This window comes from Niallia sp. (genome assembly GCF_031978665.1).
GTDB lineage: Bacteria > Bacillota > Bacilli > Bacillales > Cytobacillaceae > Niallia.
Map to the genome: position 1 here is coordinate 132,845 of NZ_DALZDK010000004.1, position 24,096 is coordinate 156,940.

The 24,096-nt window shown below is 34.7% G+C and carries 21 protein-coding genes and 1 pseudogene; 3 read left to right on the plus strand and 19 right to left on the minus strand.

Annotation, left to right across the window (positions count from 1 at the left end; all coding sequences use genetic code 11):
* Positions 1 to 182 precede the first annotated feature (182 nt).
* Positions 183 to 1,730 carry an N-acetylmuramoyl-L-alanine amidase family protein gene (locus RTL21_RS03595; RefSeq protein ID WP_312093399.1) on the plus strand — a complete coding sequence of 516 codons (1,548 nt, stop codon included), beginning with the start codon at positions 183 to 185 and terminating at the stop codon, positions 1,728 to 1,730.
* 400 nt (positions 1,731 to 2,130) lie between these two features.
* Here the strand turns inward: RTL21_RS03595 and dtd are convergent, their stop codons facing one another.
* The 7 genes from dtd to RTL21_RS03630 all read right to left on the minus strand — a co-directional run bounded on the left by dtd (position 2,131) and on the right by RTL21_RS03630 (position 11,733).
* Complete coding sequence (dtd, locus tag RTL21_RS03600) at positions 2,131 to 2,571, minus strand: D-aminoacyl-tRNA deacylase (protein WP_312093401.1); 441 nt, start codon at positions 2,569 to 2,571, stop codon at positions 2,131 to 2,133.
* Between the two features lie 12 nt (positions 2,572 to 2,583).
* Positions 2,584 to 4,779, minus strand: a complete 2,196-nt coding sequence (locus RTL21_RS03605; RefSeq protein WP_312093443.1) for a RelA/SpoT family protein — start codon at positions 4,777 to 4,779, stop codon at positions 2,584 to 2,586.
* Between the two features lie 472 nt (positions 4,780 to 5,251).
* Positions 5,252 to 5,764: an adenine phosphoribosyltransferase gene (locus RTL21_RS03610; protein ID WP_312093403.1), complete on the minus strand. Its 513-nt coding sequence runs from the start codon at positions 5,762 to 5,764 to the stop codon at positions 5,252 to 5,254.
* The gene (recJ, locus tag RTL21_RS03615; protein ID WP_312093405.1) at positions 5,755 to 8,118 is read right to left on the minus strand and encodes a single-stranded-DNA-specific exonuclease RecJ; all 2,364 of its coding nucleotides are present in this window, start codon (positions 8,116 to 8,118) and stop codon (positions 5,755 to 5,757) included. Before recJ ends, RTL21_RS03610 begins: the two co-directional genes overlap by 10 nt.
* 189 nt (positions 8,119 to 8,307) lie before the next feature.
* Positions 8,308 to 8,607: a LapA family protein gene (locus tag RTL21_RS03620; RefSeq protein ID WP_312093407.1), complete on the minus strand. Its 300-nt coding sequence runs from the start codon at positions 8,605 to 8,607 to the stop codon at positions 8,308 to 8,310.
* 176 nt (positions 8,608 to 8,783) lie between these two features.
* Entirely contained in the window at positions 8,784 to 11,036 is a 2,253-nt protein-coding gene (secDF, locus tag RTL21_RS03625; protein WP_312093409.1) for a protein translocase subunit SecDF, read from the minus strand.
* Positions 11,037 to 11,433: 397 nt separating this feature from the next.
* Positions 11,434 to 11,733: a post-transcriptional regulator gene (locus RTL21_RS03630; protein WP_312093411.1), complete on the minus strand. Its 300-nt coding sequence runs from the start codon at positions 11,731 to 11,733 to the stop codon at positions 11,434 to 11,436.
* Between the two features lie 217 nt (positions 11,734 to 11,950).
* Here RTL21_RS03630 and spoVB point away from each other — a divergent pair, with 217 nt between their 5' ends.
* The gene (spoVB, locus tag RTL21_RS03635; RefSeq protein WP_312093413.1) at positions 11,951 to 13,495 is read left to right on the plus strand and encodes a stage V sporulation protein B; all 1,545 of its coding nucleotides are present in this window, start codon (positions 11,951 to 11,953) and stop codon (positions 13,493 to 13,495) included.
* Positions 13,496 to 13,608: 113 nt separating this feature from the next.
* Here the strand turns inward: spoVB and RTL21_RS03640 are convergent, their stop codons facing one another.
* Positions 13,609 to 14,250, minus strand: coding sequence for a DUF421 domain-containing protein (locus RTL21_RS03640; RefSeq protein WP_312093415.1), 642 nt, complete (start codon positions 14,248 to 14,250; stop codon positions 13,609 to 13,611).
* A 278-nt stretch (positions 14,251 to 14,528) separates the two neighbouring features.
* Here RTL21_RS03640 and RTL21_RS03645 point away from each other — a divergent pair, with 278 nt between their 5' ends.
* On the plus strand, positions 14,529 to 14,909 hold the full coding sequence (locus tag RTL21_RS03645) for a TIGR04086 family membrane protein (RefSeq protein ID WP_312093445.1): 381 nt from the start codon (positions 14,529 to 14,531) through the stop codon (positions 14,907 to 14,909).
* Between the two features lie 69 nt (positions 14,910 to 14,978).
* Here the strand turns inward: RTL21_RS03645 and yajC are convergent, their stop codons facing one another.
* The 11 genes and pseudogenes from yajC to RTL21_RS03700 all read right to left on the minus strand — a co-directional run.
* Positions 14,979 to 15,281 carry a preprotein translocase subunit YajC gene (gene yajC / locus RTL21_RS03650; protein WP_312093417.1) on the minus strand — a complete coding sequence of 101 codons (303 nt, stop codon included), beginning with the start codon at positions 15,279 to 15,281 and terminating at the stop codon, positions 14,979 to 14,981.
* A gap of 29 nt (positions 15,282 to 15,310) precedes the next feature.
* Positions 15,311 to 16,450: a tRNA guanosine(34) transglycosylase Tgt gene (tgt, locus tag RTL21_RS03655; protein ID WP_312093419.1), complete on the minus strand. Its 1,140-nt coding sequence runs from the start codon at positions 16,448 to 16,450 to the stop codon at positions 15,311 to 15,313.
* A gap of 163 nt (positions 16,451 to 16,613) precedes the next feature.
* Entirely contained in the window at positions 16,614 to 17,642 is a 1,029-nt protein-coding gene (gene queA / locus RTL21_RS03660; RefSeq protein WP_312093447.1) for a tRNA preQ1(34) S-adenosylmethionine ribosyltransferase-isomerase QueA, read from the minus strand.
* 37 nt (positions 17,643 to 17,679) lie between these two features.
* Positions 17,680 to 17,886 carry a DUF2905 domain-containing protein gene (locus tag RTL21_RS03665; protein ID WP_312093449.1) on the minus strand — a complete coding sequence of 69 codons (207 nt, stop codon included), beginning with the start codon at positions 17,884 to 17,886 and terminating at the stop codon, positions 17,680 to 17,682.
* A 78-nt stretch (positions 17,887 to 17,964) separates the two neighbouring features.
* On the minus strand, positions 17,965 to 18,960 hold the full coding sequence (gene ruvB, locus RTL21_RS03670) for a Holliday junction branch migration DNA helicase RuvB (protein WP_312093421.1): 996 nt from the start codon (positions 18,958 to 18,960) through the stop codon (positions 17,965 to 17,967).
* A 110-nt stretch (positions 18,961 to 19,070) separates the two neighbouring features.
* Positions 19,071 to 19,682 (minus strand): Holliday junction branch migration protein RuvA, encoded by a 612-nt coding sequence (ruvA, locus tag RTL21_RS03675; RefSeq protein ID WP_312093423.1) that lies wholly within the window; start codon positions 19,680 to 19,682, stop codon positions 19,071 to 19,073.
* Between the two features lie 208 nt (positions 19,683 to 19,890).
* Complete coding sequence (locus RTL21_RS03680; protein ID WP_312093425.1) at positions 19,891 to 20,421, minus strand: BofC C-terminal domain-containing protein; 531 nt, start codon at positions 20,419 to 20,421, stop codon at positions 19,891 to 19,893.
* Between the two features lie 144 nt (positions 20,422 to 20,565).
* On the minus strand, positions 20,566 to 21,486 hold the full coding sequence (locus tag RTL21_RS03685) for an NAD-dependent epimerase/dehydratase family protein (RefSeq protein WP_312093427.1): 921 nt from the start codon (positions 21,484 to 21,486) through the stop codon (positions 20,566 to 20,568).
* A gap of 277 nt (positions 21,487 to 21,763) precedes the next feature.
* Positions 21,764 to 22,447: a YhcN/YlaJ family sporulation lipoprotein gene (locus RTL21_RS03690; RefSeq protein ID WP_312093429.1), complete on the minus strand. Its 684-nt coding sequence runs from the start codon at positions 22,445 to 22,447 to the stop codon at positions 21,764 to 21,766.
* A 109-nt stretch (positions 22,448 to 22,556) separates the two neighbouring features.
* On the minus strand, positions 22,557 to 23,537 hold the full coding sequence (locus RTL21_RS03695) for a phosphotransferase (RefSeq protein ID WP_312093431.1): 981 nt from the start codon (positions 23,535 to 23,537) through the stop codon (positions 22,557 to 22,559).
* Positions 23,527 to 24,096, minus strand: a pseudogene (locus RTL21_RS03700) (hypothetical protein); the annotation flags it as partial. The pseudogene RTL21_RS03700 and the gene RTL21_RS03695, both read right to left, overlap by 11 nt.

Consider the following 24,096-nt stretch of genomic DNA (forward strand, 5'->3'; position numbering starts at 1 on the left):
TTTTTTTATAGTATTACCATGCCTGGCCAAAAAATATCATCAAAAAAATAGTTTCTTGTCTAAATTTGATTAGAAAAAAAGCGCATAGCTTAAAGGAAAAGATATTCTATATGAAGAATTCTAATCAGTATGCAAAAATATTTCATCACCTTTAGACAATTTACGGAAGGAGTGCAGCTTGTTTGAAGAATTTAAGATGGATGCTATTACTTTTAGTCAGCATCTTCTTCTTTCCTACACACAATCAACTTGTATCAGCAGAAAATCAATTAACTGTTCAAGCTAATACGGTGGTAAATGTTAGAGAAAATCCGGGGCTTGATCAAACCGTTATTGGGAAAATGGAGATAGGAAAAGCGTATCCCTTATTAAAGGAAGAGAAGGATTGGATTGAAATTCAGTATACTTCCACTTCTACTGGATGGGTAGCCGCCTATTTAGTAACAAAAAATAATCAAAATACGGATACCGAACCAATCGAAGAGGGGAATTCTACTTCCCTTTCAAACAAAGCCACCATTACCGAAAATGGTCTTCGCTTAAGAAAAGGACCTGGTACGAATTATCAAGTCATTACAACTTTAGGAAAAGGAATTGAGGTTACCATACTAACCACTAGTGGAGATTGGTATCAAATAAAAACGAGTTTAGGTTCCGGCTGGGTACACAATGATTATCTACTGCTTGAAGATTCCGAATCACCTTCAAGTACAACGGAGAATCAGAAAGAATCTAAACAGGAAACAGCAATCGTTAAAGAGGATCTTGTTAATCTTCGCAGCAATCCATCAACGAGCGCTGAGATTATTGGAAAAATCAGTATAGGTACAGTGATTACAATAATGGAAGAAGAAGATAATTGGGCAAAGATTCAATACTCTGGGAATATTGGCTGGATTCATAAAGATTTACTTGAAAGTAGTGACATCGAAAGCAGGAAAGGACAAAAAACGGATAAAACGATTAAACTTCTTTATGACAGAACGAATATTAGAAGTGATGCTACCGTGAATTCAAAGGTCTTGCTTGTTGCAAATAGTGGAGAAACATTTCAAGCAGTAGAAGTACTCGATGATTGGTATAAAATCCAGCTTACAAACGGCGATTTTGGATATATAGCAGAATGGATCGTAGAAGAAGATATAGTAGCAGAGAATGATACTGATGCTATTGCTAATACTTCTAATTCTAATGATTTAAAAGGAAAAACGATTGTTATAGACCCAGGTCATGGAGGAAAAGATAGCGGTACAATAGGAGTTATAGGTACGTTTGAAAAAGATTTAAATCTTCGTACAGCACTATTACTTGCAAATAAACTAGAGACTGCTGGCGCGAAGGTAATCCTTACTCGAAAAAATGATATCTTTATCCCGCTCCAAAATAGAGTAGATATTAGCCATTTATACTATGCCGATGCTTTTATAAGCCTACATTATGATAGTATAAATGATAGCTCTGTAAACGGGGTTACAAGCTACTATTATACTTCTAATCAGAAAAAACTTGCGACAAGCTTACATAAAAGTATTATTGAAGCGACAAATAGAAAAGACAGGGGAGTTAGAAAAAGTGAGTTTTTCGTTATTAAGCAAAATAGACAAGCGGCCTCTTTATTAGAATTAGGCTACTTGAGCAACCCTGCTGAAGAACAAATCTTGCTTTCGAATAAATATCAAGAAACAATTTCTACGGCTATTTATCATGGTTTAGAAAATTATTTTGAGTAATAAAGCTTCTTTTTTTACAATTCAATTGATTTTCAATTAAAAGGGGCTGAGACATAAGTATTCCAGCCCAAATTAAAGCCAAACAATTACACGAATTTCGTATGATTGTTTGGCTTTTTAATTAGCTTTAAAAAAGCGATTTAAGTTGTTAGTACCTGCAGTTCAGAATACACTTCGCTTTCCGTGGGGCTCGCGCTCAGCTTCCTCCCCGGCGCATCGTGTGTTTGTAGCGTAATGGAACCAATTAGTTTTTACACTTGACTATATTTAAAAATATAAATAATCAGTATATGAAAAGGAATCTTTATTTAACAGCCAAATTAGAGATTGTTCGGCTTTACAGATTGGCTATTTAGTTTTGTCCCAATCTCTTTTATTCCTATTTGGTAGGTAGCTGTTATTATTTACTATCAAGTATTAATGTTACAGGTCCATCGTTAATTAAGTGGACGTCCATCATAGCACCAAAAATGCCTGTTTCGACGATTAGACCATGATTGCGCAAAAAGGTATTAAATTGATCATACAGTTCCTTTGCATAATCTGGTTTTGCTGCATTCATAAAGTTTGGTCTTCTTCCTTTACGAGTATCTCCGTAAAGGGTAAATTGGGAGATAGAAAGGACTGCGCCTTCTCTATCTGTAATACTTTGATTCATTTTCCCATTTTCATCTTCAAAGACGCGAAGATGAGCAATTTTATCTGCAAGATATTTAGCATCTTCCAACTCGTCGCTATGAGTAATGCCGACAAGTAGGACAAAGCCTTTCTCAATAGCTCCAACTACTTTTCCATCTACTTCTACTTTTGCATCTTTTGATCTTTGTAAAACGACACGCACATCAAATACTCCTTAGTTCATTATTCTTCGTACAGAATAAACATCTGGAATTTGCTTAATTCTATCTACTACTTTATGAAGATGATTCACATTGAGAATCATAATGCTCATGCTAATCGTAGCAACTTTATTTCGGTCAGATTTACCAGATACTGCCGAGATATTTGTTTTCGATTCATTTACTGCCTGAAGAACTTCATTTAATAAACCTCTTCGATCATAGCCGCTTATTTCAATTTCCACATTATATTCTTTTCGATTATTTAAATTCGTTTCCCATTCAACAGGAATTAATCGAGCCTTTGCATCTTCTGTATCAATATTAGTACAGTCTGCACGATGGACGGAAACTCCTCTTCCCTTTGTAATAAATCCAACTATTTCATCGCCTGGTACCGGATTACAACACCGGGATAAACGGATCAATAAATTATCAATTCCAGTTACTCGAACACCTGAAGCACTCTTTTTGTTTGTAGGAAATGACTTTAATTCTGCAACAGCATTCGTAATTGTCGATACTTGTTCTGCATCTCTTTTCTTACGCCATTTTTCTGTTAATCTATTGGCTACTTGGAGTGCAGTTATCCCATTATAGCCAACAGCTGCATACATATCCTCTTCTGTCATAAAATTATATTTCTCGATAACAGCCTTCACATTTTCTGGTGTAAGAATTTCTTTGATATCAAAATCCATATTGCGAATTTCTTTTTCAACTAGTTCCTTACCTTTTTCAATATTCTCTTCTCGGCGTTGTTTTTTGAAAAATTGTCTAATTTTATTCTTTGCTTGAGAGGTCTGCGCTATTTTCAACCAATCTTGACTAGGTCCATAAGAATGTTTGCTCGTATGAATTTCAATAATATCGCCTGTTTTCAACCTATAATCGAGGGTTACCATCTTACCGTTTACTTTCGCGCCAATGGTTTTATTCCCAATCTCTGAATGAATACGATAGGCAAAATCAATTGGTACAGAACCAGAAGGTAACTCAAATACATCTCCTTTTGGTGTAAAAACGAATACCATATCTGAAAATAAATCAATTTTCAGACTTTCCATAAACTCTTCTGCATTAACAATATCATCTTGGAATTCCAGTATTTCTCTAAACCAAGTTAATTTTTCTTCTAGAGAGGAGCCTTCATTTACTGATTTTCCTTCTTTATATGCCCAATGTGCAGCAATCCCGTATTCAGCAATACGATGCATATCCTGTGTACGAATTTGCACTTCTAAAGGATCACCCTTTGGCCCGATTACAGTAGTGTGTAAGGACTGATACATATTAGCCTTCGGCATGGCAATATAATCTTTAAAACGCCCAGGCATTGGTTTCCATCTTGTATGAATAATTCCTAATATGGCATAACAATCTTTAATACTATTTACAACAATCCGAACTGCGAGTAGGTCATAAATTTCATTAAACTGTTTATTTTGTATAACCATTTTGCGATAAATGCTATAAATATGCTTTGGTCTTCCCGAAATATCTGCCTGAATATTTACTTCTTTCGTTCCTTCACGAATTTCAGTAATAACCTCATCTAAATATTGTTCTCTTTCTGCTCTTTTCTTCTTCATCAAGTTAACAATACGATAATATTGCTGTGGATTCATATAGCGTAATGCTGTATCCTCTAGTTCCCATTTAATAGTAGAGATTCCTAGACGATGTGCAAGTGGGGCAAAAATTTCCAACGTTTCGTTTGAAATGCGGCGTTGTTTTTCCGCAGGTAAATGCTTCAGTGTTCTCATATTATGAAGCCTATCTGCTAGTTTAATTAAAATGACACGGATATCCTGCGCCATTGCAACAAACATTTTTCGATGGTTTTCCGCTTGCTGTTCTTCATGGGATTTATACTTAATTTTTCCGAGCTTCGTTACACCGTCAACGAGCATGGCCACTTCACTGTTAAATGCTTTAGCTATATCCTCTAAAGTAATTTCTGTATCTTCAACAACGTCATGGAGAAAACCTGCTGATACTGTTGCTGGATCCATTTCTAAATCAGCCAAAATGCCTGCTACTTGGATTGGATGAATAATATATGGTTCCCCAGATTTTCTATATTGTTCACGATGAGCATTTCTTGCATATTCATAAGCCTTTTCAATAAAAGCTACGTGCTCTTCGTTTAAATATCCTCTAGTCTTATCGATGACTTGTTCGGCGGTTAATACTTGATCATTCGCCATGTAATCACCTTTCATATCACGATTATATTATTTAAATTTATCATATTTTAAACATTCTTTCTATTTCACTACTTTTATGCTATAAACATAAAAAAGAATAAAATTCATTTTAGAATGATTATTACTATTATCGAAAAAAAAAGGAAGATTGTAAAGGGATTGGAAGTAAATTTTATGTGGAAACATAGAAAAATGTCGAATGAAGGCGATTTCCATAAAAACACAGTAGATTTTCTCCCTTTTTTCCATTTTTATTTTAGGCAATGTCAAAAAGCTAGTTGTGAATTTGCGAGAAGATAAGGCGATTGATACCAAAAAAGTAAAGTGCTGTCTTTGGAAATCGAAGTGAAGTATTCAGGTTGCCTACTTTAAGCAACAAACTATACGGAAACAAACCTAGTTTATGAAAAAAGAGCGCTCTTAATAAGCGCCCCTTAAAAAATTTTCACACTAACATCCATACCTCTATGGATTAATATTCCATTAATGTTAAAACATCATATCCATCTAAATTTTTACGACCTTCAAGATAAGATAATTCAATTAGAAATGCGATTCCAGCAACAATACCACCAAGCTCTTCCACTAATTTAATTGTTGCCTCGATTGTTCCCCCAGTCGCTAATAAATCATCTGTGATTAACACACGCTGGCCTGGTTTAATTGCATCCTTATGGATTGTTAATACATCTTTTCCATACTCTAATCCATATTCTACTTTAATCGTTTCTCTTGGCAGTTTTCCTTCTTTACGAACTGGCGCAAAACCTACCCCAAGGGAATAAGCAACAGGACAACCAATGATAAACCCTCTCGCTTCTGGTCCTACTACAATATCAATTTCTTTTTCTTTAGCATATTCTACTATTTGGTCCGTTGCATATCTATATGCATCACCATTATCCATTAATGTGGTAATATCCTTGAATCTGATCCCTTCTTTTGGCCAATCTTCAACGATAGTAACATATTGTTTTAAATCCATTCTCTTACTTCCTCCTCATTATTAACGGATTTTTTAAGAATAAGATCAAACCAATCTTTAAGTTGATCATAAGATGAATATATCAATTCATTTTCCAGCTCAAATTGCGCCTGTTTTTGTTGAAAAGAGACAGATTCCGCTAAATCTCTTTTCGGTACATTCTTATTCAATGAAATAAATCCATCCTTCATTGTAACAAAATTTAATTCAAAAAACACCTTTGACATAAAATCTACCGTTTCTTTACTCCAACCTTTTCTTCTGGCGAGCTCGCCACCGAATTTTTCGAGGTGAAACGTTCCTTGTTTTGCCAAAAATGCATAGAACCATTTAAAATGGTCTCGAGTAGGCATCGTACTAAAAAAATCACTTTCTTGTTTATAAAATACTGCATAGATTCTCGCAGGTTGATTGTTAGACAGCAATGTTTTTAACATATCCAAATTCGGTGGATAATCTGCTAGGACAATAGACTTATCTATTGATGTAAGAAATGCTGCTTCCTCTATTGATTCAATTACTTGGAAGGAGACCCGCTGTTCCATGCCTTTTGGAACAGAATCTTGATGAAAAAAGATCCAATGAGCATCTTTCGGTACTGTTTCATATAAATGATCTACTTTTCTCAGACTTCTATAGTCAAATAGCTGCCAATGAGAAACCTCAATATCTTGAATAAAGATTTGTGGCTTTTTCCGATTATTCCATTCATTTATCGAAAGCTCTCCAAGGACTGATACCTTTGCACTAGGAGATATATGATCACATAAGTTTCCGATTCCAAAGCCTATTCCATCTAAATCAGCTTCATCTTGTTTTAATATAATCTTTAAATGGTTTTGATTTGAACCTATTTTCCTCATATTCTCTACTTCTAGATCACGAAATATCAACTTTGGCTTTGGGTTATCAACCCCAAATGGAGCAAGCATTTGCATGTCCTCTATCGATTTAATGGAAATTTCCTTTATAGAAAAGCTGCCATCCACCTTTGTTAAAGGCACGAGGTCTTCTTGTGTCAATTGCTCATAGGCTAATTTATTTAAGCTATTTCTTAGTACTTCTACATCTTCTATTTTCAAGGACATTCCTGCTGCCATAGGATGTCCACCAAAATGGGGCAGGATATCTCTACATGTTGATAAATTTTGAAACAAATCAAATCCTTCAATACTACGAGCCGATCCTTTTGCGATTCCCTTTTCATAGTCAAAGCTTAATACAATTGTAGGACGGTAGTATTTCTCCACCAATCTTGAAGCAACTATTCCCACTACTCCCGAATTCCAGCCTTCTTTCCCCACAATGAGAACGTTATTTTCCGTTAATGGGTAATGTTTCTCCACTTGTTCGATAGCTTCCTCTGTTATTTGATTTACAATTGCCTGTCTTTCTTTATTCGTTTCTTCCATTTCTAGTGCGAGTTCTTTTGCTAGATCTGGATCATCTGTCAGCATTAGTTCCACAGCTGGATCTGCACTACCAAGTCTTCCGATTGCATTAATTCTTGGTGCGAGCATAAATCCAATTGTTTCTTCATTAATTGTATTTTTATCAACATTCATTTGGCGATATAATGCATTTAAACCGATATTATTAGTTTCTTGTAACGCCATGATGCCTTTTTTCGCAAGAAAGCGATTCTCTCCAGTTAAGGAAACAAGGTCAGCAATTGTTCCGATTGCAACAAAGGGCAATAAGTGGAGTGGAGCGCCGCCAAGCAGGGCGTGAGACAACTTGAAAGAAACACCAACCCCTGCTAAGTCGCGAAAAGGATAATTGCTTCCTTCTATTTTTGGGTGAATAATTGCTAGTGCTTCTGGTAATATTGGCCCTGGCTCATGGTGATCTGTAATGATTAAGTCTATCTCCAATTCTTTTGCCACTTGTGCTTCATGAACAGCTGCAATTCCTGTATCAACCGTAATAATTAATTGGACACCAATGCTTTTTGCATAGCGAAACGCACCTTCATTTGGCCCATATCCTTCTGTAAAGCGGTTCGGAATATAAAATTGCACTTTCGCGCCAAGATCCTCTAACGTCTTCATCATTACAGTTGTACTAGTTACTCCATCCGCGTCATAATCACCAAATATTAAAATGGATTCATTATTTGCAATTGCTCTTTGTATTCGTTCAACCGCTACATCCATTCCTAATAGTAAAAACGGATCATGAAATTCATCCTTATTATCAAATAAAAATGCTTTTGCTTCTTCTAATGTATAATACCCTCTTCTAAGTAATAGAGAGGCAACAAGTGGTGCTATTTTTAATTCTTCTGCTAATACAGAAGCCTTTTCTTTATGTGGGATTTCTTCTTCCATCCATCTTTTTTTAGAACGTAACATTTCATCACCTCAATCTAACTATTATACAAGGTTAAAGAAGTCGTTTCAATGCAAGATGAATGGAAAAGCATTACGTTCATTTTTATAAATACTCTAAATATTATAAGGATATTTTCGCATACAAAAAGATACCTGAATGGAAGATTCAATGTAATTACCAATGAATCTTCTATTAACAGGCATCCTTTTTTATTTTGAATCAGTGCGAACCTTCGAATCCACCCTTTTACTGCTATTTTTTTCTTCTAGTTCTCTTTTTTCTTTCTCTAATATTTTGATCTTTCTTTGCAATGAATAAATACGGATTATTCCAGCAGAACCAATAATCAGCCCACCAATAAGAACGGAAATTAAAATAACTAAAATAAGTGGCCATTGTCCTACCCCAAATAAATAATTAACAGATACGGACTCCACATTAATGACTGCAAATACCGCCACAATTAATGCGAAGATAATTCCTAAAAGCATACTCCATTGAATCTTCAATTGCTTCCCCCCTTTTTATTTCTTACACTATTATTCCCTAATTTCCTTTTTCTCACTAAATATAAACGAAGGCGAATAGAAAGAATTAATTCTAAAAAATACTACCCATTTCTGAATAGCCAATTAAAAAAGCCAGTCTCCTCTATTCATAAGGAGACTGGCTCTCATTCTGTCTATTACACTTGAGGTTCGTCTGTATTTGGACGTTTCTCTTTATAAGTAACTAAGACACCTTTTCTCTTTAATTCTTTCTTCTTCCATACATACCATAGCTGTGATGCAATAAAGATAGAAGAATATGCTCCGCCAATTAAACCAATTAATAATGCTACCGAGAAATTGGTAATTGCACTGCTACCAAAAACTAATAGAGCAACTACACAAATGATAACCGTTACCACTGTATTGATTGAGCGAGCAAATGTCTGTCTGATACTTGTATTGATAATATCTTTAATTTCTTGCGGTGTTTTAATACGTCTTTTCTTCGCAAGATTTTCTCTAATACGATCAAATGTCACAATCGTATCATTAATCGAATAACCCACAATCGTTAACACTGCTGCAATAAAGGTAATATCTACTTCTAATCGTGTAATGCTAAAAACCACTACAATAAAGAATGCATCATGAAGTAACGCTAATACCGCTGCAATTGCCATATATATTTCAAAACGAATCGTTACGTAAAGAATAATGCCAATAGAAGCAAATATTATCGCATAAAAAGCATTTTTAGCTAATTCTTTACCAACAGTTGGTGATACACTGCTAACGCTTGGGTCATGTCCATATGCCTCTTTTAAATCTGATTTAATCGTATTAATTTTCTCTTGACTTAAATCCCCTTTAATACGAATAGCAGCAATCTCCTGTTTTTCGCCTGAAATAATTATATCATCTGCCACTACATCTAGCTTATCCAATTCCTTTTTCACTTCAGCAGTAGTTAATGTTTTATCTGCCATTACTTCAATACGAGATCCGCTTGTAAAATCGATACCCAGATTCAATTTGAAAATAAACATAATGACAATCCCTGCAACAATTAAAATACTAGAGATTGTGAAGAACACATTTTTATATTTCACAAAATCAAGACGATCAAATTTAGTTGGCAATGTTAAAGTATCATAGTTTTCACTAATATGTTTTATATCTTTCCGATTGACACCAAACCACGTAATTTTTTTATCAAACAATTTACTTTTAACTAATAAACTAAGTAATAGTCTAGAACCATAGACGGCTGTAATAAAACTTACTAAGATACTGACAATTAATAGGGTAGCAAAACCTTTTACGGAACTTGTACCATAAACAAATAAAACAACAGAAGCTATGATTGTAGTTAAGTTTGCATCAAAAATGGTTCCAATGGAATTTTTATTACCTGCTTGGAAAGCAGCCCGCAATGACTTTCCTACTTTCAATTCGTCCTTAATTCTCTCATAGGTAATGATGTTTGCATCAACAGCCATCCCTACACCGAGAATGAGTGCTGCAATTCCAGGTAGTGTCAGTACACCATTCATTAAATCCAGAACGAGCAGATTTAAATAAACATAGATAGATAATGTAATGACAGCTACTAATCCTGGTAGACGGTAATACAAAATCATGAATAAAAATACTAAACCAACGCCAATAATACCAGCTTTAACTGTATCTTTTAATGCTTGATCCCCAAACTGCGCTCCAACACTAGTTGAATATTGTTCGGTTAGCTTCACCGGCAATGCACCTGCATTTAATAATTCCGCTAATCTAGTCGCCTCTTCGACTGTAAAATTACCCGTTATAGAAACGGTATCGGAATTAATGACTTCACTTACCATCGGCGCTGATAGATATTTAGGTTCTTCCTTAGCTGCTTCTGCACTATAAGAATCTCCTTCTTCGAAATCTAGCCAGATTACCAATGGACTTCCTAAAACAGATTCAGTTACCTCTTTAAACTTATTTGCATCTTTAAGTTTCAAAGAAACACTAGGCTTGCCATACTGATCAAATTCTTGGCTAGCTCCCCCTTGCACTAAATCAGAGCCATCTAGTAATTTCTTATCTTCAATATCTCTAAATGTTAAATTTGCTTCAGTTGAAAGCATTTCTCTCGCTTCATTTTGGTCTGTAATACCAGCCAGTTGAACTCTTATTCGATCTTTCCCTTCAATTTGAATAACCGGTTCGCTTACTCCTAAAACGTTAATCCTTTTATCGAGAGCTTGGGCTGTACTTTTTAATGCCGATTCATCAATTTTCCCTTTTCCTTTTTCCAGTGGTTCCACTTTATAAAGAACTTCAAATCCACCTTGTAGATCTAATCCTAGCTTAATCTCGTCTAAAATCTTATTGGTTGTTCCTCCCATTAATCCTGCCGCCAAGACAATGATTAACAAAAAAGCAACAATTCTACTACGTTTAACCATTATGTATTAATCCTCCTCATGTAATACAAAGCAGAAACTTCCCCATTTATGAAACAGGTATACTAGCCATTATTCATCTTTTGTTTGGCAAAAAATAAATTATGTCATCTTTTAATATGAACCTTTCAATCAGGCGTTATTCTATTTTCTCATGGGTCACTTCTTTCAAGTAACTTAACCAACTAGCACCTTAAATTATTAGAATAAACTCATTATGGAACAGTTTATCACCACTGTCAATTTGTATAAGAAAAATATACTAGTAAAATTATTCTACTTGTCACATAAAATTAACGTCTTTTGATTCATTCTTCTTTCACAATACCAAAACCGTTCTAAACTAGCTAAAAAAGAATAGTAGGAAGCTTTATTTCTTACCCCTAATTGAAAGTTTCTTTTATTTCAATAATTCTTTTTTTTCTTCCTCTGATAGAGCCGAAAAAAAGTCTGCTGTTTTATATGCCTCAATAGTGGCATAGTTCATGTAATCTGCTATCTTTACATTCAGTATATCCTGTACTAATTCTGCAATTCTTATAGCATCCGATGGTTTTTTCCATTTTTTCTTTGTTAGAAACTCCCATAGTTCGGCTTCCTTAATGGTCTCATAACCAAGTAAATGAAACTCTTCAATCTTACTATTTAATACAGGCTTTACTTGTGAACGAAATTGGTCATATATGTGTGTTGACGACATTAATATTCACTCCATTACAGTCATTTTATGTTTACCTATAATCATCATGAGCAATCTCTTTTATCAAAGCAACTATTTTTTGAAACAGGCTCTTTCTAAAATATCCTCTTTTCAATCAACACGTGTACTTTTAAAAAACCTTGTCATGCTTTGTCCACATTGTTGCATATAGATAATTGTATAGTATTATTCGCTATTTGAGAAGGCAGGGAAAAGAATGTCTAAGTTTTTAAAAGGAACAATGATTTTACTTATAGCTGGATTTATTACAAGAGTATTAGGATTTATAAATCGAATCGTTATCGCACGTTTTATTGGTGATGATGGAGTTGGGCTCTATATGATGGTTTATCCAACAATGATTTTAGTTGTGACCATCACACAACTTGGACTCCCTGTTGCCATCTCTAAAAATGTAGCAGAAGCCGAGGCTGAAGGAAATTTACGCAAAGTGAAGAGCATATTAATTGTTTCATTAAGCGTTACATTAGGCTTAACACTCTTATTTACACCAGCTTTATTTCTTTTAGCACCTTATCTTTCTCAAACACTATTTACAGATGAACGAACACTTTTACCACTTCTTGCGATAACACCAATTATCCCCATTATCGCTGTATCTTCTGTATTAAGAGGTTATTTTCAAGGAAGACAAAATATGAGGCCAGCAGCGACCTCCCAAGTGATTGAACAAGTTATTCGCATTGCTTTAATTGCGACATTGACAAAAGCTTTTTTACCACTTGGAGTCGAATATGCTGCTGCAGGTGCAATGTTAGCCTCCGTTCTAGGAGAACTAGCTTCTTTATTTTATTTAGTAGCATCGTTTAAATGGAAAAAAACATTTCATTTACGGAAAAAGTTCTTTCAATATGTACATAACGGGAAAAATACTTTTCAAGAGCTAATGACTATTGCATTGCCAACAACAGGCAGTCGAATGATCGGAAGTTTTGCATGGTTTATTGAACCAATTGTTGTTGCCCACAGTTTATCGATAGCAGGTCTATCTGCCATCAATGCAACAAAGCAATACGGGGTATTAACAGGATTCGCTCTTCCACTTTTGATGTTGCCATCCTTCTTTACCCAATCACTATCAACTTCTCTTGTTCCTGCTATTAGTGAAGCAAAGGCAAATAATCAATTAAAACTGATTGAACACTTATTACAGCAAGCCCTTAAATTCACCTTCATGACAGGAGGACTTGCTATTGTTGTGCTCTATGTATTGGCAGAGCCCTTAATGACCATTATGTATGGAAGTACAAGAGGAACCACTTTCATTCAAATAATGGCTCCTTTCTTTATTCTCAATTATTATCAAGGCCCACTCCAAGCTGCTTTACAAGCATTAAATTTTGCCCGTGCAGCGATGATTAATAGTTTTATTGGTGCAGGGGTAAAAACAGCGTTGATTTTTATTCTCGCAAGTCGACCAGAATTCGGGATATATGGAGTAGCTATTGCATTAATTGTTGGATTTGTTTTAGTAACCTTGCTTCATTTTGCAACGATATTAAAAACAATTAGCTTTTCAATTATCATAAAAGATTATCTTAAAATGTTACTTACCATCTCGCTTACAGCATATCTTGGAACCCTTTTAGTTAAAATTATTGTGTTTCCTTCGATTCTCTTGCAATTAATTAGTATTACAAGTATTATCTGTATCTTTTATGTACTATTACTTTTCCTATTCCGTTTGATGAATAAAAAAGATTTAGCAAAAATCCCCTGGATAGGACGTTTTTTCTCTTAAATAGTTTTCGAAAGTGTTATTCATTTTACTTGCAATCAGTGGAAAATGAAAAATACCACTGATTGCTTGTACTGTTCAATGACATGTTAACATTCAAGATGCTGCTATCTGCTTTATTGATCAATCAAATCAATATAAAATTCCCCATCTTGATAGCTACAAAAGGATATATTTTTAATATTTGTATAGCCTTTTTCTTTTAACTGCTGCCTAAGCCATAAATTAGTCTTACTAATTTTAGCCAAATTACTTTCTTGAATAATCCCATCCATAATTAGCGGGAGCGTAATGGAGGATTTGTCTGTTTCTTTTTCAAACACAGATAATTTCCCTGAAGTTTCCAAGATAGCAAACTCTACATCTGCAATATTCCGGATATTTTTTTCTCTAAGCTGAATTAGCAAGTCATCATAATTGTACCGCTGACTTTTCATCGCTACTTCGTCAATTTCTCCATTTTTAATTATAAAAGTTGGATCTCCCTCAATAAAATCACGCATTTTTTTGCTTTTCAAGGATAATAAGGCTAGAAGCACTTGGATAGTTAGAAGAATAAACATTGGTAATAGAGTTGGTAAAATGGGGTCTCGATAATCTTCTATTGCAACAACAGCAATTTCAGCAATCATGATGAATACAACTAAGTCTAATATACTTAATTCCCCAATTTCTCTTTTACCCATCAATCGAAAAATCAGAACGATTAGCCCATATATTAAAATCGTTCTAAACAAAATGATCAAATATTGTTCCACATTATCTCCTCCGATCAAATATGTCCCTATTAATCTGCTCCATATAGAAGAAATAATACGAGGAAGAAAAAATCAAAGATTCTTACCAGAGCTCTAGATAAAATCTTTGCTCCCTACAAACATTTTTTTGCTTAAAAGAGCGAACTTTTTATTTTTCCTATTTTTGGAACAAAAATATTTTCAAACATTTTTTAATTCTATTTTCTCATGTGCTGAATATGCTTGTACTAGAATACTTTTATAGAAGATTTTAGACGCGATGAAAGGAGAGGTTTACAATCGAAGAAAGTAAACATGTTGGCAGTTCTGTTTTATACGGTTTAATTGCCATTTTCATTATGTTAATAACTAGCAGTTTGTTCTTTTCCCTATTATTAAGATTTACATCTATTCAAGAATCATCTCTGCAATATATCATTACAGCCGTATCCTTTATTACTTTGTTTGCAGGTGGTTTTATTTCTGGGGGAAAAGGGAAGGAGAAGGGTTGGTTTCTAGGGGGACTCACTGGGCTAATCTATTCCATCATCATTTTTTTATTTTCTTTTTTAGGTTCAGACCAGCTATTTACGATGGAACAAACGATTTATCATGTATGTTACACGCTTATTTGTATGATGGGCGGAATTTTGGGAGTAAATCTTTCAAAAAATAATTAATGAAAACTTTTACTTTCTTACCTAATAAAAAAGTGCACTCTTAGCTTGTAAGACTGCACTTTTTTGCTCTTATTCTTCTACTTTGTCTAATGTTGGGCTAGCTACTGCAGCGGAAGATTCCACTACTTCACGAATTGCATTGCGCTCAAATGTTAGACGTGAGCCATCTTTTACTTTTAATACTACTGTACCTTCATCAATTGCATCGATTGTAGCATGAAGACCACCAATCGTGACAATCTTGTCCCCTTTTTTCAAGCTGCTCTGCATATCACGTACAGATCTTTGACGCTTTTGCTGTGGACGAATTAGCAAGAAATAGAATAATACAAACATTAAAATAAACGGTAATAAACTTGCAAGTTGTGCCATTTATATTTCCCCTCCTTTCAAGTTCTCTATTAAAAGTTTTTAGCGTTCGGTTTATTAAATCCATAACGTTCGAAAAACTCTTCTTTGAAATCTCCTAAACGGTCATTTCTGATCGCATCTCGGACATTCTCCATTAAGTTTAACAGAAAATATAGATTATGGTAAGATGTAAGCCTTATTCCGAATGTTTCGTCACATCGAATAAGATGACGAATATAAGCACGGCTATAATTTTTACAAGTATAGCAATCACATTCTGGATCTAAAGGACCAAAATCTCTTGCATATTTAGCGTTTTTAACGACAAGACGTCCTTCACTTGTCATCACTGTACCATTTCTTGCGATTCTCGTTGGCAATACACAGTCAAACATATCAATCCCGCGGATAGCGCCATCAATTAAAGAATCCGGTGAACCTACCCCCATTAAATAACGCGGCTTGTTATCTGGCATTAGAGGTGTAGTAAATTCAAGCACACGATTCATAACGTCTTTAGGCTCACCTACAGATAATCCACCAACTGCATACCCAGGTAAATCTAAAGAAACTAGATCTCTTGCGCTTTGTTTGCGAAGTTCCTCATATTCTCCACCTTGAATAATACCGAATAATCCTTGATCTTCAGGACGATTATGTGCCTTTAAACAACGCTCTGCCCATCGAGAAGTTCGCTCAACCGATTTCTTCATATAATCATATTCCGCTGGATATGGCGGGCACTCATCAAACGCCATCATAATATCCGATCCTAGTGCATTTTGGATTTCCATTGCCTTTTCAGGAGAAAGGAATAATTTATCACCATTTAAATGATTTCTAAAGTGTACTCCTTCTTCTTCAATTTTTCGGAAATCACTTAAACTAAAGACTTGAAACCCACCAGAATCCGTTAATATTGCCTTATCCCAATTCATGAATTTATGAAGCCCACCAGCTTCTTTCACAATTTCATGACCTGGTCTCAGCCATAAATGATACGTATTACTTAAAATAATATTTGCACCCATTGATTTCAAATCTTCTGGCGCCATTGTTTTCACTGTTGCTAACGTTCCAACCGGCATAAAAGCAGGCGTCTCAAATGATCCATGTGGTGTATGTACAATGCCCAATCTAGCACCTGTTTGCTTACAAGTTTTTATAAATTCATAACGTATTGCTGTCAAAGTATTTTCTCCTTCATATAAAGTGAAACTTCCATAGATTCATCATCTACTTACAGTTTTTAGCTTAATGATGTTTTTTAATCAAAAGCTTTAGAATCAACTATATATTCTAATGAATATCACCACGAAACTCAAGCAATTCGTGAACCAAATATTCTTCTACCTATTGTATAAACATTGCATCTCCAAAACTAAAGAACCGATATCGTTCTTTTACTGCTGTTTCATAGGCATGCAGTATATTTTCTCTTCCTGCTAAGGCACTAACTAACATAATTAAGGTTGATTTCGGCAAATGGAAATTCGTAATCATTCCATCAATTCCTTTAAACTCATAGCCAGGATAAATAAAAATGCTCGTCCACCCACTACTCTCTACAAATTCCCCATTATTTGCAGCTGCAATGGTTTCAAGTGTTCTAGTAGATGTCGTTCCTACTGAAAGAATACGTCCACCTTCTGCTCTCACTTTATTTAATAATACAGCCGTTTCTTCATTAAGCTGGTAGAATTCGGCGTGCATCTCATGTTTATCTATATCGTCAACACTAACTGGACGGAAGGTACCAAGACCAACATGAAGGGTAATAAAAGCAATGTGTACTCCCTTTTCTTTTAATGCTTCTAGCAATTCATTTGTAAAATGCAGACCAGCTGTGGGCGCTGCAGCAGAGCCTCTTTCCTTTGCATAAACGGTTTGATAACGATCTTGATCGTCTAGTTTTTCTTTTATATAAGGTGGTAATGGCATCTCGCCAAGTTGATCTAAAATCTCATAAAATATCCCATCGTATTGAAAATCAAGAATACGCCCACCATGATCCAATTCTTTTACACAAACCGCTTTTAATTTTCCCTCTCCAAAAGAAATAACGGTACCTTCTTTTACCCTTTTCGCAGGCTTAACAAGTGTCTCCCATTTGTCGTTCTCTTGTTGTTTCAACAAAAGAACCTCGATATGTGCTCCAGTATCTTCTTTCTCTCCATGTAATCTTGCTGGTAATACTCTTGTATCATTTAGTACTAGGCAATCTCCTGGATTAATATACTCATATATATCTTTAAATTTACGATGCTCTAAATCACCAGTTTCTTTATTAACAACCATCAATCTACTACTTGTGCGATCCTCTAAAGGAGTTTGCGCAATTAATTCTTCTGGTAAATGAAAATCAAATAAATCTACTTTCATGTCTGTCACCTATTCTCTCTTTCATACAATCAAAATGTTAACGAAACTTCCCTACAAAATAAAATACCAACGATAAAACAATACTAATTACAATACAGGTTGTAATCGGAAAATAAAAAGTCGAGTGTTCTTTTTTTATCATAATGTCACCAGGAAGCTTTCCTATTGGAACAAAATGCATGAATAGTCCGATAAGAAATACAATTACACCGATGTACATTAGATACTTGGAAATTTCATTCATCATTCTCTTCCTTTATTTCACTTGTTCTACTAATTTTTACTTTTCCTTACGTTTCTAAACCAGTTTTAAAATCTGCCATTAATCTGGTTTTATCTTTAAATGTTCATAAACAAGATGGGTAACGCTTCTCCCTCTAGGGGTTCTTTGCAAGAAACCAATCTGAAGCAAATATGGTTCATAGACATCTTCAATCGTATGAGCTTCTTCTCCAATAGTTGCAGCAATGGTTTCTAATCCCACTGGTCCACCTTTAAATTTATGAATCATCCCTAATAATAATTTATGGTCAATATGATCTAACCCTAAACGGTCCACCTGAAGAAGCTCGAGTGAATTATCCGCTAATTCTTTTGTAATCATCCCATCTCCTTTTACTTGTGCAAAATCACGCACTCTTCGTAAAAGGCGATTGGCAATTCGAGGCGTACCTCGGGATCTTCTTGCAATTTCCCACGCAGCAAGGTCTTCTATCCCAATTTGTAGAACATCTGCTGTTCTCGAAACAATATCCTTCAACTGTTCCACTTCATAATATTCAAGCCTAGATAAAACTCCAAAACGATCTCTTAGCGGTGCAGAAACAGAACCAGCCCTAGTTGTGGCACCAACAAGGGTGAATGGAGGTAAATCTAGCCGAACAGATCGAGCACTTGGCCCTTTCCCAATGACAATATCTAAACAGTAATCTTCCATCGCTGGGTATAAAACTTCTTCTATCGCTCGTGGCAAACGATGTATCTCATCAATAAACAGGACGTCTCCTGGCTCTAAAGCAGTTAATATCGCTGCTAAATCACCAGGTCTTTCGATTGCTGGTCCAGCAGTCGTCCGAATATTAACTCCCATTTCATTAGCTATGATTGTAGCAAGCGTGGTCTTTCCAAGGCCAGGTGGACCATATAACAATACATGGTCAAGAGCTTCTTCTCTATATTTAGCAGCTTCAATAAACACTTTTAAATTTTCTTTTACTTTATCTTGGCCAATATAATCATGCAATTGAATAGGACGCAGACTCTTTTCAAACGATAAATCCTGCGTATCTGCTTCACTTGAAATAATTCGATCATCCATATCATTCACTCCTTTCCAAAAGAGAGTCATTGATTTTCGCTTAGATATTCTCATCATGCACTTCAATCAATTCTGTTCATTCATCCTATTAACGTATAAGTTTATACTTCTTATCTTTTTAAAAGAAGCTTTAATGCTAGCTTGATATAGCCATCTGTTGTTAACTGTTCCTTTTTTAAATGAGGAATAATTTTTTTTATCTCTTTTTCTGAATATCCAAGTGCAGTTAAAGCAAGAATCGCTTCATCCATTGCTGAATCACTTTCTGCTTTCGCTACATGCTTTTCTACTGTAAATAAATCTGGAGAGAAATCTGGCATAAAATCTGCTAGCTTTCCTTTTAAGTCCAAAATCATTTGTCTTGCTGTTTTCTTCCCTACTCCTGGGAATTTAACAAGAAATGCTTCATCTTCCGCTTCAATTGCAGATATCACTTGACTTGGTTCACCAGATGCAAGAATAGCGAGTGCCCCTTTAGGACCAATTCCAGAAACGTTAAGAAGCTTTGTAAATAAAGCTTTTTCGTCTTGAGAACGAAAACCGTATAAACTAATATTATCTTCTCTTACATAATGGTAGGTATATACCGTAATCTTGCTACCCGAAAAGGCTGAAAACGAAAATGGATTAGGCGTCTTAATCTGATAACCAATTTCATTATTTTCAATTACTATGTATTCTGGGCCAACAAATTCTACATTTCCTTTTATATATTCATACAAATTAACTTTCTCTCCCTTATAAAGAAAACTTCCATCAGTGGGGGCTTATTGCCCGTTATGTGTGGAATAAATCCTAAAGCTTATTTTATCATACTATTTTATAGAACTGCTATTATAGATGATTTTCATAATATTCTATATAAAATAAAAAACAGTGATCAGAATTGACACTTTTTAAAGTGTTTCTTCTGTTCACTGGCATTATTTCTTAATTTGGCGCATCAATGGTTGTAAAGTTTTTAAAAGTTTCAAGTACTTTTACATAACGATCTTTGGATTTAATCGGAATCCCATTTTGTAGATTTTGATGCTGCTTCGATTCCAATTTTTTTAGATCAATTTGAAAAAAGGACTGAATGATATTTTCCTCAGCTGGTTTTCCATTATAAATGGTTAAAATACCATCCTCATTTATTCCAAAATAACCATTTGCTTTTAACAGTGGAGATATATCGTCGACTTCTTGCTTAAACACAAGCTCTTTGCTTGTCATATCTACCAACTGCCATTTATCGTACTTTGACCAGAAATCTTCCATCGACCATACTGTTTCTTCTATCGTTTCTTCGCTCACTTCTCCATCTAAATAAATCCTTTTTAACACCACTTCCAATTTTTTAGGATTTTCATTCAAAGAAAGTACACTTCCACTCTTTCCATAAACATGTCCAGTGGGTGAAATGACTGCTAAAATACTGACAAGAAAAACAGCTGAAAATAAAAGGATTCTGGTTTTCATTATAACCACCTCTTTACATTACTCAAAACAGCAACGTTATTTCCAAGGAAATAGGTTACTGTCAATCTAAAGTCTGGTTTTAACAACCTTACTCTCTATTATTCTCACCATAAATAATTATTTCATTCCTAATTCATAGCAATCTTATTTTAATGTTCGATTTATCTTTCGCGCATTTTGTTTAATATTTTCTATCGCTAAATGAATTCCTTTCGAAAAATGCACTTCAGATTGCCATCCCAATTGGAGTTGTGCCTTCCTTGTTGAAATTCTACTTTTCTCTCCTCCTTCCAAAGAATTACATGAGTCTTCTTTTATAGAAGATTCTATAATAGATACAACTTCTCTCATAGAATAGTTTTCCAGAGGACAAATATTAAATGCCTCATTCTCCCCATTTTTCAAACTCGAAATAATTGCTTGAATAGCATCGCTAATGTAAAGGAAATGTTTCTTCTGTTCTCCATCATCAAAAACGATAGGTGGACGATTTTCTAACACTTTTTTAATTGTTGATTCAATAATACTATCTGTGTGCTTATGTATAGAATATCCATAAATAATAGGAAATCTTAAAATCGTATAAGAAAGACCGTAAAGCGTATGGTAATTTTGGATATATTTCTCCTCTATCTTCTTAGAAAGACCTTCAAAAAGAGCAGGTTGTAAAATCATATCTTCTGTTATAGCTCCTTCTATTTCACCATAAACCGCAATAGTGGACGGAAAGATGATTTTCTGTACATTTGCTCGCACACATGCTTCAAGTACTTCAATCGTATGAGCAATATTCTTTTCTGAATGGTCAAATGAATCTTTCATACTGTTCGATGTAATTGAATTATTAGATAAATGGATAACATAATCAATTTGATATTTCATCAGTAAGTCTGCTAATTGCGTCGTGTTTAAGAAAGTGTAAACATCACCATGGACTAGAGTTGAAAATGTGCTATTTTCACTCTTCTGTTCAGCTACTATAAAATAAACATGATTTTTTGAAAGTTCTTCCATTAAAGCATATCCAATTTCACTCTCTTGTCCACCTGTGATTAACACTCTCACTATGAATCCCTCCGCCACTTTTTAATAAACCACTAATTCTTTATAACGAATGTTTTTTTCACTATAAAGCATACCTCTTTTTATAATCCATTTCAACAAATAAATTCATTATATAGAACACACTTCTGAAAAGTTATAATTGAATATTCCAATAGACCAAATAATTCCTGCTATATAATCGATAAAATTTTCCATTAGTCCAATTGTTCCCAATAAAGAACAAATAATAAAAAACTAACCTCAAATGGAACAAACCAATTCGAAGTTAGTTTTTTATTTATTTATTATCTCTCGTTGTCGGATTTAAATCATTAAAAATATTTTCAATATTATTGGTAATCGTTTGCTGTGGCTGACCATTTCTTATCGAACGATTTATCTCCTCGATGCTAATAAATATACCTTTATCTGTCACAACAGAAATATCTCTTCCGTTAAGAGCGTCATTTAATTTGTCTTTTACCTTTGCTTTTGTCTTTTCCACATTCTTCGTATTTGTTACTTCAAGTGCAACTAAAACATTATCTCCATAAACAATAGATCGTGCATTTTTAACATTTTCTATTTTAGCTGCTGCATTTGATACTTTTTCTGCTAATTCTGTGTCATAAGAAACCCGCTCATCTCGGTCATCGATTTTTGCTTTGTCACGAGTAGCATTTCTATTGTTTACATTTCGAATTTTTATATCATTTCTATTGTTAACGTTTTGAACGTCAACATCATTTCTATTATCTTCATCTCCATAGGTATGGTCCATAATTTCTGTTATTGGTCCATCATTGTCTGTTGTATATCGGTTATCATTATTTACTTCATGTTGTTCATTGGAATAATATCCAATTGGCCGAGCACTATTAATTCGATTTTGATCTGCCGTTTGATCTTCATTCACACCACAGCCTGTCAATCCAAAGCTTAATGTCAATAGAATTGGAGCAACTAGTTTAGTTTTATGCACAGTAGTTTTCTCCCCTTTATTTCATTCTAGAGCAAAACATTGCTCTTTTTTATTTTCTACTCATTGGGCAGAATCATACTGTAAAGTGTAGCCATAATGTTTTCATACGTTAAATGGGTACGATTTGTCGAAGCCTATGATAAAACTTCTTCCTCTTTTGATACTGGTCTGTAGTTAATAAAAGGACTTGCTCTAATAAAAAGTCATTATTAAAATCTTTATTCCTGATTATTCTATTCCATTCCCTAAGAATATCTGTTGGATACATTAAGGCAATTAAAAACCATTCATCCTTAAAATAGTCAGAGTACCCGCGCATCTTTTGTAAATGTTGCATGGACCAACCAATATTAGGCAAAATCCGATTAGCGAACTGCAAATAATCTCCAACCCTTGGGCCAATACTAATTAAATCAAAATCAATTAAATATAGTTTATTATTAACGTCACGCAAAAAATTATGATGGGCTACATCACCATGCAATATAACATTTGATTTTGTCTGAAGATATTCCTTATGTTTTTTTAAGTAATTAAATGAGGTGTCAGCCCATTCGATAATTTCCTCTATCATGTCTTTTTTTAGATAGCGCTCGATTATTCGCTTATTACATTTAAATTCTGCTAGCCTTTGTTCTAATTTTTTCATTAAATGAAAGGAAGGCAAAATATACTTATATATTTCTACAAGGCGTTCTGTTACAGCATAATAATGCTCCAATAATTGAAGCGCTTCCCTCCTACTCCATTTACTATTATATGTAAAGGAATCTTTATGAGGAGAAATATATTCAATCATGCCAAATACCTTCTTATCTATGATGATTGGTTCATCATCGAATACATAAAATTGATACGTATCCGCAAAACCTTCTTGCTTTAACGCTCTTGTAAAAGCCTCTTGAATTTTTAATTTTTGATAACTATTATAGCCCTTCAAAATTATCCAAAACTGACTAGTTTTTACTAAGTATACCTCCTTCCTAATTCTGCTTATTTCTAAAATGGGGGCAGGTATTTTTTTTTCTAATAAAGAAAGGAGACGATAATAAAAAGTATCGTCCCCTCTATGATAAAAATCATATATCACTGCTTTCGTCCTCTTGGTATCTCGGCATTCCAAATGGAGTACCTTGATTAATTCCATATGGATTCATAAATGGCGGCTGCCCCATATTTGGATTATAAGCAGGTCTAAATATTGGAGCATTGCCTCCCGGTCCGTAAACTGGCGGAGTCATTTCTGGAGCTACTGGCTGCCCGATGCTCGCTTCATAAGAGGGAGCATCTTGTGCTTGACTGGTATTTTCTACTGGGTAAGGCATTGGCGTATTACCACCTACTCCTTGAGGGTAAAGAGATTGCATCATTTGCCCCATTTCTGAACCAAATCCTTGTGGCATTGGAGCCATTCCCATTCCTGGATTAAATCCTCCTGCCATTGGTCCCATTTCCATTCCTGGATTAAACCCTCCTGCCATTTGCCCCATTTCTGGTCCGTATCCTTGTGGCATTGGAGCCGTTCCCATTCCTGGATTAAACCCTCCTGGCATTGATCCCATTTCTGGTCCGAATCCCTGTGGCATTGGAGCCATTCCCATTCCTGGATTAAACCCTCCTGGCATTGATCCCATTTCTGGTCCGAATCC

What these genes read in the sequence shown, in the direction of transcription:
- recJ (WP_312093405.1), bottom strand. Translation starts at nt 8,118, where the DNA reads ATGTTACGTTCTAAAAAAAGATGGATGGAAGAAGAAATCCCACATAAA.
- yajC (WP_312093417.1), bottom strand. Translation starts at nt 15,281, where the DNA reads ATGGCACAACTTGCAAGTTTATTACCGTTTATTTTAATGTTTGTATTA.
- queA (WP_312093447.1), bottom strand. Translation starts at nt 17,642, where the DNA reads ATGAAAGTAGATTTATTTGATTTTCATTTACCAGAAGAATTAATTGCG.
- ruvB (WP_312093421.1), bottom strand. Translation starts at nt 18,960, where the DNA reads ATGGATGATCGAATTATTTCAAGTGAAGCAGATACGCAGGATTTATCG.
- RTL21_RS03630 (WP_312093411.1), bottom strand. Translation starts at nt 11,733, where the DNA reads ATGTCGTCAACACACATATATGACCAATTTCGTTCACAAGTAAAGCCT.
- RTL21_RS03665 (WP_312093449.1), bottom strand. Translation starts at nt 17,886, where the DNA reads ATGAATGAAATTTCCAAGTATCTAATGTACATCGGTGTAATTGTATTT.
- secDF (WP_312093409.1), bottom strand. Translation starts at nt 11,036, where the DNA reads ATGGTTAAACGTAGTAGAATTGTTGCTTTTTTGTTAATCATTGTCTTG.
- RTL21_RS03680 (WP_312093425.1), bottom strand. Translation starts at nt 20,421, where the DNA reads ATGAAAACCAGAATCCTTTTATTTTCAGCTGTTTTTCTTGTCAGTATT.
- RTL21_RS03610 (WP_312093403.1), bottom strand. Translation starts at nt 5,764, where the DNA reads ATGGATTTAAAACAATATGTTACTATCGTTGAAGATTGGCCAAAAGAA.
- RTL21_RS03605 (WP_312093443.1), bottom strand. Translation starts at nt 4,779, where the DNA reads ATGGCGAATGATCAAGTATTAACCGCCGAACAAGTCATCGATAAGACT.
- spoVB (WP_312093413.1), top strand. Translation starts at nt 11,951, where the DNA reads ATGTCTAAGTTTTTAAAAGGAACAATGATTTTACTTATAGCTGGATTT.